A 10,750-nucleotide genomic window follows, 5' to 3' on the forward strand; every position below is an offset into this window, starting at 1 on the left:
GGATTCCCGACCTACTCGCGAATGCCCGTACAGTAGGTATAAAAATGCTCTAATCGAACTGCACGGCAGGATGGTCGATACTTTCAGCAGCCGAGAAGCGATCTCCACCCCCGGCCTACCGCCTCAAACGGTTCGCTGAACATGTGCCGTCGGCTGTCCGACGTTCACAATAAAATCACCGAGTATCCAGGTGAAGGATTCTCTTTTCCCGAATTCTTCGACGCGCCGAACGCATAGGTATTACCGTATTTTTATCGACAGGTTTGATGTTTTCCGTTTCGAGGTTGCGATCCGTTCTCTGATTCTGTTTAATTCGATTAACTGGATTTTCAAGGAATAAGATTATGCTGCTTTGGTTATTTCTGACCGCAGCTCTATTGTTAAGCATAGAACGGATAACCTACCTGTGGATTTGGCATCATCCTGATACCTTTAAGGCTGTCTGCAAATATCCCGCAATCGTTCGTTTTGGCGAGCCGATTTCCGCCCTGGAGAAGTTATTTTATATATTCAAGATATTGCAAATAGGGATATTCCTTGCCTGGTGCATGCTGCTAGGGAATACCCTGATTCCACTCCCCACCAGCAGTCTGGTTCCAATGTCATTGGGGATTGGGTTGATTGTTATCGGCCAAGTATTTAATTTCGGCGTCTTTTATCGCCTAGGGCGGTCCGGAGTGTTCTACGGCAACAAGTTCGGTTATGAAATCCAGTGGTGCAACGCCTTCCCATTTTCAGTGCTTAGCCACCCGCAATACGTCGGTACATTATTGTCGATTTGGGGCTTTTTTCTGGTCATGAGATTCCCTCATGACGACTGGATTCTGTTACCTCTTGTGGAGACTTTATATTACGGCGTCGGCGCGTACTATGAGCGTTGATCGATAAGGAAGCTCTGATTATTGCTTCGGCAGTTAAATCAGAATCATCGTTCGAATGCATCTCCGATCTTACCTTGCCCAATCAATGACTTGGGTTAATCGCAATTTGCCGAAAATCGCGCTTTAATTGCCGAAGCGATACTAAACGTAAACGAATGAATGTCACTTTGCTCGTCATTCCGGCATGGATTGCCGGAATCCAGAAACCAGGGATGGCAAGGCTGATACATCCATGTAACCTGGACCCCGGCATTCCCTGCCAGGGTGACGGTATAACTTTTCTTTCTTATCACTTAGTAAGTCCTTCGACAGGCTCAGGACGAACGGAAACGGATTGATTCCGTTCATGGTGAGCCTGTCGAACCATGAGCGGAATCGACTTATTCAGAGTTTCCATAACGGAAGCATCAGCAGTCGTCGCCCCATGCGGATGACGGCGCCCTGTTCCAGCTGAGGGCAGAGCTTGAACCCGTTGGGCGCCAAAACGATGATCGTCGAACCATGCTGAAACCACCCTAGTTCGTCACCTTTACGAAATGGCGCTTTGCATGGAATCACGTTAGGGCCGCGGTACCTGAGGTGCAGCAGAACATCCAGGAAATGAAGCCGTATGCTGGCCACGAGCACGGCGGCAACGGGCACCAAAGCGATTAGGTGGTTGCCGGGGCTCAACCGCGTCCGCAGTACGGCGCGCTCGTTCTTGCAAAAAAGACCCGGTATTCGCCTGAGGGCAACCGGATTGACATTCCAGGTGTCTCCCGAAATGTAGGTAACCTGATCGATCTCGCAGTCATACGGCGCGTGGAACCGGTGGTACATGCCGGAAGTGAGCCGTAAGGTCACGTAATAGCCATTACGGTAATGGCTTGCCAATTCCCTATCACAAACCAGTTCGTTCAGGGCGTACGGGATGCCTTTGGCCTGAAACAGCGTCGTGCCTTCGATATCGCCATGTGCCCCTATGATGGCGTCGCACGGACTGACCAGAACGCCGGGATCATCGTCGACGGGACGGGCGCCTTCCTTAAGTTCGCGGGTGAAGCATTCGTGCATGCTGCGGAACTTCGTTTTCTTGGCGTCGCTCAGGTCGACTTGGGCAAACAGCCGCCACAAGGCAATGGATAGACGACAGACCAGAGGATGCTCGATTTGGCTGAACCAACCCACGAACCGCGTGAGAAATTGGCGCGGAATGCGATTGGTCAGCAAAAAATTGACATCGTCCTGTTGGGTAATTTGCGCGATTAGGGAGCGTAAGGTCATTGTTTGTAGGGCTTTGTACTATCGGTGCTCATCTCCAAAAGCCACAGGACACGCATTATTGTTCCGGCAGTCGCGAGCGATGCCTGTCCTGAGCCCGGTCGAAGGGCGCTTCCCGATGGTCGGCACATCCTACGGACTGCATTTGTCGAAGATCGCTTCTTTGTGCCAAAGCAATAACTACGGAATCATGCGAGTCATCCGGCTGTCATCGTTCAGTCAGGAAATTGCATTAACTCTGTAACACTCGAATCTTATCCTTAATGGATGGATTGGCATCGAATGGTCAGCCGCCTTGAAGTGCTGTGGCAGCAGGGATGCTCGTTGATTCTTTGGGTTTCGGACTTTTTGCTTTGTCTCTTTCTCTCCTGTCCGCACGGCGCTGTTCGTACGCTTCACGCACGGACACACCGTGCTTTTTTTTGCGCTATTCATCGGAGGATCTATGCACGGTTTTCTTAAAGCTCTGGAAATACAACGTTGGGACGATCACCGTTACTATCATCACAGCCGGATAAACCAGTCGCTGCATTTCGTCAGCGCGCTGAGTTTCGTATTGGCTTACGCCTTGGTGTTCACCGATCCGGTCGCCGCGGCGCTGATCGGGTGGCTGTTCGCAATGCTCACCCGTCAAACCGGTCACTTCTTCTTCGAGCCGAAAGGATATGACGTCGTCAATCAGGCGACCCACGAGTACAAGGAACAGGTGAAGGTCGGCTATAACCTAAGGCGGAAGGTGGTCCTCATGGCTATCTGGGCACTCTCTCCGATCGCTCTTTACCTGGACCCAACGCTGTTCGGGCTTTTCGACTCCAACTCCACCGACAGTAGCTTCATGCACCACCTGGGCTTGTTATGGCTCGCGATCGGAATCGGCGGCCTGCTGTTCCGAACCGTGCAACTGTTCTTCCTGAGAGACGTCCAAACCGGGCTGGTTTGGTTGGCCAAAATCCTTACCGATCCGTTTCACGACATCAAGCTGTACTACAAATCCCCTATTTGCCTGCTCCGAGGACAGCTCATCGATCCCATGACATCTGAAAAAGAGGAATCGGAACAGCACGCTTGAGCTCCGCCAGGGTTCCAAATTCATTTTATGAAGGCCGCGACGGAAAGCGGCCAGCCCTTTCAAACCGATACGATCAACAAACTCTGAGCATACGTATCCGGACTCGTTCAGCATTTGTCACCCACAGATGCGTGTAGAACCAGCGAGGAAACGGAAGCTCGCGCTTAATCCTAGCCTTCTCGGTTTTGACGGTACTCGGAACCTACTAACCGGAAACGCTTGGCAAGCATCTCGCGAAGCACCTGTCGTCTTATGGCCTTGTTGGACAATCCCCCCTCGTACCACCACCATCCGTCCTGCCTCATCTTCTCGGCCGCGGTCACGAAGCGCTCCGCCACGGTTTTGAAATCGGATTCGGTGTAATTGAGGCTGAAGATGAGCCGGCCGGTTCCTACCCAGCTCAGGGTCAGATCCTGCGCACGCAGGTAATATTGAAACATCCAGTTGTAGCGGGAGGGCCGGGTATAGAAAACAGTCCAGATGGACGCCAGATTGGCCACCCGTACCGGCAGGTCCTGGTCGCGAAGCCTTTGATTCAACTGCTCGGCCCTGGCATTCCACACGGAATCCAGGTCCCGATAGAGATTCCGGATCTCGGGTTTGTCGAGACAATTCAGGAATTCATTCATCGCCGCCATCACGTAAGGATGGGAATTGAATGTGCCCCTGGCAAAGCAGATATCCGTAGGTCGGTCGTCGCGAAAACGCTTCATCAAGTCCTTGCGACCGCATACGACGCCGACGGGCAGGCCGCCGCCCAAAGTCTTGCCGTAGGTGACCATGTCGGCCTGAACGCCGAAATATTCCTGAGCGCCGCCCGGCACCAGGCGGAAGCCGGTAAACACCTCGTCGAAGATCAGGACGATGCCCCTTTCACTGCACACCGTGCGTAGCCGCTTCAACCAGTCCGTGTAAGCCGCCCGATCGAAACCGGCGGATCGGCTGCTGTCGATCAGGGTTCCATCGCCCGGAGCGCTCGCATTCGGATGCAGCGCCTGCAAAGGATTCACCAGTACGCAGGCGATGTCCCGGCGCTTGCGAAGCACGCGCAGCGTATCGTCGTCCATGTCTTTCAGCGTGTAGGTTTCGTGCGCCGGCACCGGGTTGCCGACCCCGGGCTGCACGTCGCCCCACCAGCCGTGATAGGCACCGCAGAAGCGCACCACATAAGCTCGCCCGGTGTGGTATCGCGCCAGCCGCACCGCCTGCATCACCGCTTCGGTGCCGGACATGTGGAACGACACTTCGTCGAGTCCCGAGATGAGTTTCAGCCGCTCCACGTTGCTGACGATCACCGGATGATAAAGGCCCAGTACAGGTCCCAGCTCGTGCACTCGCTCGCCGGCCCGCTGCAGGCACTCCTTGTAAAAGTCGTAACCGAACACGTTGACGCCGTAAGACCCCGCGAGATCGTAGGAGACGTTGCCGTCCGGGTCGGTGAGGGTGACTCCCGAAGACGATTGAACGAAAGCGCCGGTTTTGAGGTATTCGCGGACCAAGCGCCTGAACTGGAAGGGTACGCGATAGGCGGAGGTGAACTGCAAATCCGAGATGCCGTCCGCCGCCGACTCGTTGAGCTCGAGCGTACGCGGAGACCGCTTGCGCAAGAACTCCGCAAGCCGCATGAATCCGGCGCGCCGTTGTGCGGCGATTTCTTCCGGAGCGCCATCGCAGCGAAAAAAATGTTCCTCGTCGTATTCGTAGAACGGCACCAGTTTGGCGATGCGGCGGGATAGATTGGAATGCCCCGCCAGGGAGGGGTGCTTGGCCCTCGACAGATCCAGTCTCAGTTTCAATTTCGGCAGCGCCGCCGCAGCGACAGCCGCGCCCAGCCAGTAAAGGGCTACGCTTGTATCCATTTCATTCCTCGGCGATGGGACATTACGGCAAGGGCTCGCCAAACCGGTAGGACGCGAAGAGCAACTTCATGTCCACCGGTGGCATGAGAAATCCGAGTTTCATATCGGCCAGAATGATGATCCCCAAAGGTGCCGAGGTTTCTTCGTGAAGGACTCCTCGGGCGTCAACGTGCTCCAAACTGTAACAATCGAATGTTTCAGATTTGTTGCATGGCAACCCCAGATCGCATTCGTCCGTTCTGGAACAAGATCTCGGTGTCAGCTTTGGAGAGCGGGACTCGGCATGCCGCATCCGAACGCGCTTGTGTTTCGGAAACTGTCACATGATCTTCAAACGGTCGTCACAAAACACCGCTACCGTTTCTCCGACACGGGTCCATCAACGGACTCAAGGGCGCGGATGTCGGTGTCAACGAAACATCGTCCGGCGCCGCTCTACGGCCGACCGCCTTGTGGTTTTTTAAGCTGCGGCCTGACACGGTTGACGGCAAGGGGCGCATTCAGGAAAAGCCTTGCGATCGGCGACGCCCGATAGACTTTTACATACTCGGCAACGATTGTTTTTTCAAAACCCGAAATGACTGCGGAAACAAGCAAATCACGCTCAGAACCGACCGGACTGCTCTTTTATCGAAACATCGTCGCTTTGAATGCCGAAAGGCATCAGTCGTTAAGAATCGGCGCCGCCAACGACCATCGTTTCGCGGCAAAGAGCCATTGGGTTCCGCTCCTCGCGGCGGAATTCGCCGAAGCCTGCAAGGACTACCCGATCGGTTTCGCCAAGGCGGGCAATGACGGTTGGGTTCCAGTGGCCGTGCTTGGATTCGAACGGGAGGAAAATCTTTTCATCGACGGACACGGACACTGGACGGCGGATTACGTGCCGGCCTTCGTTCGCCGATACCCTTTCATTCTGGCGGAAAGCGACGTTGATCCCGAACCGCAGCACGTGGTCTGCGTGGACGAAACCTGCGGGTGGTTGAGTGTTGAAGCGGAAGGGGAACCGCTATTCGTCGGCGGAAAGCCTTCTGCTTATCTGCGAGAAACCATGGATTTCCTCCAGGACTACCATCAACAGGCCAAGCGAACCGCGCGGTTCGGTCAAAAACTTGCCGACTGGAATCTGCTGATCGAGACGCAGGCGGCGGCCACCACGTCGGCCGGGCAGAGCTTCGGGCTGTCGGGCTTTTGGATCGTCGATGAAACGGCATTGAATCGGTTGACGATCGAGAAACTGCACGAGCTTCACACGGCGGGCGAACTCGGCTGGGTTTTCCTGCATCTGGCCTCGCTGACCAATTTCCGCAAACTGCTGGTGCGGAAGAATACTGCGGCTGCGTGACTCTCCGCGCATCTAACCCACGCTGCACCGGAAACATGAACGAAACCTTGTTTTCAGCCGTTACTAATTCCAAATCGCTTTCAATCAGGAATCAATTTTTGTAAGAGTGGGTTAGGCGGCGAGGCCGTAACCCACTGAGCGACCTCGGACCTGTCCTGAGCCAAGTCGAAGGGTCGGTGGGTTACGCTTCGCTAACCCACCCTACGATTCATGTTCATTCGAATGCCGAATGCAATAAGAATCCGGCATGACTATGTGTCGCGGCGGGGCATGCCCGCCCCGCCGCTGAACGCACGGATCCTACGAACCGATGATGCCGCCATCGTCCTTGGTGATGACCAGGACGGAGGAACGCGGACGGCTCAGGCCCGGAGTGTTAGGCAAGGGCTGGCCGGCGCTGTTGACGGTGAACTGGCTTTGCGGCCAGTTGCTGTACTGCGTCGGGTTAGACGCGGGCGAATCCTCGCCGGGATGCTGGACGCCGACGAATAGGGTCTTGCCGTCGGGCGTGCTGGTGACGCCGGTGACTTCGCACTTGTGGGGTCCGGTCAGGAAACGGCGCACTTCCTTGGTGTTGGGGTCCGCGCAGGCCATGATGTTGGCACCGATGTTGACCCAATCGCCGCTCGCATCGCCGGCCTGGTCGGTCTGTATCCACAGCCGTCCGAACTGGTCGAACCACAGGCCGTCCGGCGCTCCGAAATCGGCGGAGCCCGCCGGTGCGTCGACAATGTCGCCCTCATAGTACGGACCGGTGCCGGCGGCGCCGTTCACCAGATTGCCGGACTGATAATTCGCCCCCAGAGTCTTGGCGGTGATCGAATCGCCGCAGAGCATGAAGATGTCCCACTCGAAGCCGGTCGCGGTGACGACATTGCCGTCCTCGCGCCAGCGGATGATGTGACCGTAGTCGTTGTCCGGGCGCGGGTTGGCCATATCCACCGGCGGACGTGCGCTGGCGGCCGTCGTCGTGCCGTCGGCCTTGTTGGACGAGGTCGCCGGCGTACTGCCGCCACCGCCGCGGCGGTTGTTGTTGGTCAAGGTGCAATAGATTTCCAGCGGACGCTGGTCGTTGTAGACCGAGTAACCTTTGAACGAAAACTCGGGATCGTAATAAGTGCGCAGCGCGGTCCATTCCGGGCGGTCCATCATGGTGGCGCCGACCGCATCGGCGGCCTGACGGGTCTTGATCAGGATCAGGGCCTGCACTTCCGCGTCGTCCGCGCCGGCAAACTGCGGCAACTCGCGCAGCTTGTAGTATCCGCCCGCGCCATTGGGAATCACGGACGTCGTATCCGGCTCCAGCGCGATCCATTCGCCGCGATAGGTTTCCGCTCCGGCGCCAGGCATGTCGGTGAACCTGGCGACGTAGAGCGTGCCTTTGTCCAGCAGGTTGCGATTGTCGGCGCGTTTGTGGCGATTGAACCGTTTGGCGGCAACGAATTTGTAGATGTATTCGTTGCGTTCGTCGTCGCCCATGTAAAAGGCGACCCGGCTGTTGCCATCCACGGCTACCTGAGCGCTCTCGTGCTTGAATCGGCCCATGGCGGTGCGCTTGACCGGCTTGCTCTCGGGATCGAAAGGATCGATTTCCACCACCCAGCCGAACAAATAGGGCTCCAGCGGGTTGGTGGCTGCATTGAACCGCGGGTCGGCTTCATGCCAGCGATAGCCGAAACCCCCGGCCACGATGCCGTAACGGGCTTGATCGTTGAGAATTGCTGCGCGTTTCGGATCGGCCGCATCGACGCTTTCGCCGCTGTTCCACCCGAAGTAGCCGTTCCAGTTTTCTTCGCAGGTCAAATAGGTGCCCCAGGGGGTGTAACCGTTCGCGCAGTTGTTGAGCGTTCCGTGGCAATGGTAGCCGTCGTTGATGCCGACCTCGACCGAGCCCGCCGGCTGGATGTCGAACTTCTTCGACTGCATCAAGGCATGCCCGGCCGCCGGGCCGGATATTTTCATCCGGGTGTTGCCGGTGATGCGGCGGCCGAAGGGTGAGGTACCGATGACCTGCCATTTTCCGCGGTTCTTGCGCACTTCGACCACCGATATGCCATGGCCGGCCTGGGATTTGCGTACCTTCGCGATGGTGACGCCGGCGCCGCCGGCCAAACCTTCCGCGCCGTGCAGAATTTCTTCGTGAGTGTATTCGTGATTGACGCACAACAGGCCGCGCACCGGACTCCTTCCGTGACCGATGCCGTGCGAGGAAATTGGGAAGTAGTGCATGCCGTCGTTATGCATGCCGAACTGCTTTTCCTGAGCGGCGGCATCCTGGCTGGCGTCTTCGTCCCAAGCCGGCGCGCGCTTCATGATCGGATCTCCCCAGGACGCCAGTACTTCCACCGTATATCCTGCCGGGACCGTTACTTTATCGGCGACCGGCGCCAGGCTGGGCGGTACGCTCTCGAAACCGATCCCGGCGAAGCCGTTGCCGGCGGGCAGCGGCGCGGCTTCCACAGCGCCAATGATGCTCTTCATGTTGACGCCGCCGATGGCAGCCAGAACAGACGCGCTGATCGTCGTTTGCATGAAATGCCGACGCCCCAAGTCGGTACGCTCGATCACGTCGCGAATGGATTCGTTGCCCGACGGATTCATGGTCACGTCGTTTTTCGGATGTCGCTCACCTTTCATCGAATACTCCAGAGTTCTTGTTGGAATTGGTCACCACGCAGGAATAAGCCGCGGATATTCCGATGCGGTTGCCGGCACATTCACTGCGGGTCGGGCGTAACTTAGCCGACCATCATGACCGGCTAATGAATGTTTGATGACATGTGGATGTCGGACGCGGGATTTCCGAGGTGCGGTCAGGGGGAAGGCCGAGCGAGTGACAGGATCGGCGATCGTTATGTTGGAATATGCACATGATCGTTCGGCCAAGGCGTCGTAGATCGGGAATCCCGTCGCGGCCCAGCGTCGGCAAAGGATTGCCGACCTACGACACCTTGAGTCGCAAAATGGCAAACTTCTGAGGAATCGCCGTGGAGCATTCGTAGGTCGGCAATCCTTTGCCGACGCACCCGTTGGCCCAACTGCACCGTCGGGAAGGGCGGCTTCGGCGCTCCTGGAAGGATCGGTTCGGTGCTCCCGAACCGATCGTTTGCGATTGGAGACACCGTTTGCGATTGGGAGGGATTCCCGACCTACGCGCGAGTGCCCGTACAGTAGATATGAAAATGCTCTAGCCGATATCCTGAGTAACCGGCGTTTCCGCGTCTTGCGAGGATTTCGCGGTGGAAAAGTACGCGAGGACCACGCCGACCTCGAATAACAGCCAAATCGGCACGGCCATGAGAGTTTGCGAGATGACGTCGGGCGGCGTCAGAACAGCGCCGACGACGAACGCCGCCACGATGGCGTACGGGCGTTTTTCTTTCAGGTCGCGGTAATCGACTGCACCGCTCTTGACCAGGAGCAAGGTCAATATCGGAACCTCGAACACGGCGCCGAAGGCCAGCAAGAGAGACAGCACGAAATCCAGATAATGGGAAATATCGGTCATGACGGCGACTCCCTGCGGGGCGGCAGCGGCCATGAAGCCGAATATCACCGGAAAGACCGCGAAATAGGCGAATGCGATACCGACGTAGAACAAGATCGTACTGGCCAGCAAGAGCGGGATGAACACGCGTCTTTCATGACGATAAAGGCCGGGCGCGACGAAGGCCCAGGCTTGGTAGAGGATGAACGGCACGGCGAGGAACACCGCCACCGCCAAGGTCAGCTTGAAAGGCGTCAGAAACGGCGAGGCCACCTCGATGGCGATCATCTGCGAGCCCGCCGGCAAATGCCGCATCAGCGGTTCGGCCAGACAGGAATAGATGGGGTTGGAAAAATAAACCAATCCAAGAAAAAGCAGCAGCACGGCGAGGACGGATCTGAGCAATCGATTCCTCAGCTCGACCAGATGGCTCATCCAGCCCATTTCGCCAAGACTCTCGGACTCGATGTCAGGCTTCCGGTTCCGCATTTCTACCACCGTTACCGATTGTGGAGGCGTCCGTTTCCGGCTCGGAGCCCGTCCGCTTCGCGCGGGATGACGGCGTCTCTTCCAAGAGAGAGATACGCCTGCCGGCTTTCACCTTCAATGACTGCCTGATCTCTTCGAGTTCCAGTTCGCGATCGATATCCGCCTTGACCGACCCTATGGCGGACTTTGCCTTCCGAACCCACAGTGCCGTCTTGCGGGCCACGCGTGGCAACCGCTCGGGCCCCAGGACCAGCAGGCTGACAGCGCCCACGAGCACCATTTCCCAAAAGCCGATCTCGAACATAACGACGGGCAGTAGAAGAGAGATTAGGCCTTCGGGCTTGCGACGTCGGACGGCGAAGT

Annotated in this window: 8 protein-coding genes; 3 read left to right on the plus strand and 5 right to left on the minus strand. The window is 57.1% G+C overall.

Annotated features, from left to right (window positions below; translation table 11 throughout):
• Nucleotides 1–344: 344 nt before the first annotated feature.
• Entirely contained in the window at nt 345–881 is a 537-nt protein-coding gene (locus tag ABJK70_RS13490) for a methyltransferase (protein WP_210024315.1), read from the plus strand.
• Nucleotides 882–1,265: 384 nt separating this feature from the next.
• On the opposite strand, the gene asd is transcribed toward ABJK70_RS13490, so the two are convergent.
• Nucleotides 1,266–2,144, minus strand: coding sequence for an archaetidylserine decarboxylase (gene asd, locus ABJK70_RS13495; RefSeq protein ID WP_347258224.1), 879 nt, complete (start codon nt 2,142–2,144; stop codon nt 1,266–1,268).
• Between the two features lie 442 nt (nt 2,145–2,586).
• Here asd and ABJK70_RS13500 point away from each other — a divergent pair, with 442 nt between their 5' ends.
• Nucleotides 2,587–3,210 carry a hypothetical protein gene (locus ABJK70_RS13500; RefSeq protein WP_077730054.1) on the plus strand — a complete coding sequence of 208 codons (624 nt, stop codon included), beginning with the start codon at nt 2,587–2,589 and terminating at the stop codon, nt 3,208–3,210.
• Nucleotides 3,211–3,380: 170 nt separating this feature from the next.
• Here the strand turns inward: ABJK70_RS13500 and ABJK70_RS13505 are convergent, their stop codons facing one another.
• Nucleotides 3,381–5,069, minus strand: a complete 1,689-nt coding sequence (locus ABJK70_RS13505) for an aminotransferase class III-fold pyridoxal phosphate-dependent enzyme (RefSeq protein WP_347258225.1) — start codon at nt 5,067–5,069, stop codon at nt 3,381–3,383.
• Between the two features lie 577 nt (nt 5,070–5,646).
• Here ABJK70_RS13505 and ABJK70_RS13510 point away from each other — a divergent pair.
• Entirely contained in the window at nt 5,647–6,411 is a 765-nt protein-coding gene (locus ABJK70_RS13510) for a SapC family protein (RefSeq protein ID WP_077730051.1), read from the plus strand.
• Nucleotides 6,412–6,711: 300 nt separating this feature from the next.
• Here the strand turns inward: ABJK70_RS13510 and ABJK70_RS13515 are convergent, their stop codons facing one another.
• The 3 genes from ABJK70_RS13515 to tatB all read right to left on the minus strand — a co-directional run.
• Nucleotides 6,712–9,048, minus strand: coding sequence for a PhoX family phosphatase (locus ABJK70_RS13515; RefSeq protein ID WP_347258226.1), 2,337 nt, complete (start codon nt 9,046–9,048; stop codon nt 6,712–6,714).
• 550 nt (nt 9,049–9,598) lie between these two features.
• Nucleotides 9,599–10,387: a twin-arginine translocase subunit TatC gene (tatC, locus tag ABJK70_RS13520; RefSeq protein WP_347258227.1), complete on the minus strand. Its 789-nt coding sequence runs from the start codon at nt 10,385–10,387 to the stop codon at nt 9,599–9,601.
• On the minus strand, nt 10,368–10,750 hold a 383-nt coding region (gene tatB, locus ABJK70_RS13525; protein WP_347258228.1), incomplete at its 5' end, for a Sec-independent protein translocase protein TatB. The genes tatC and tatB, both read right to left, overlap by 20 nt.

This window comes from Methylocaldum sp., assembly GCF_039794385.1.
In the GTDB taxonomy this organism is placed as follows: Bacteria; Pseudomonadota; Gammaproteobacteria; order Methylococcales; family Methylococcaceae; genus Methylocaldum.

What these genes read in the sequence shown, in the direction of transcription:
- ABJK70_RS13490 (WP_210024315.1), top strand. Translation starts at nt 345, where the DNA reads ATGCTGCTTTGGTTATTTCTGACCGCAGCTCTATTGTTAAGCATAGAA.
- ABJK70_RS13510 (WP_077730051.1), top strand. Translation starts at nt 5,647, where the DNA reads ATGACTGCGGAAACAAGCAAATCACGCTCAGAACCGACCGGACTGCTC.
- ABJK70_RS13500 (WP_077730054.1), top strand. Translation starts at nt 2,587, where the DNA reads ATGCACGGTTTTCTTAAAGCTCTGGAAATACAACGTTGGGACGATCAC.
- ABJK70_RS13505 (WP_347258225.1), bottom strand. Translation starts at nt 5,069, where the DNA reads ATGGATACAAGCGTAGCCCTTTACTGGCTGGGCGCGGCTGTCGCTGCG.
- ABJK70_RS13515 (WP_347258226.1), bottom strand. Translation starts at nt 9,048, where the DNA reads ATGAAAGGTGAGCGACATCCGAAAAACGACGTGACCATGAATCCGTCG.
- asd (WP_347258224.1), bottom strand. Translation starts at nt 2,144, where the DNA reads ATGACCTTACGCTCCCTAATCGCGCAAATTACCCAACAGGACGATGTC.
- tatC (WP_347258227.1), bottom strand. Translation starts at nt 10,387, where the DNA reads ATGCGGAACCGGAAGCCTGACATCGAGTCCGAGAGTCTTGGCGAAATG.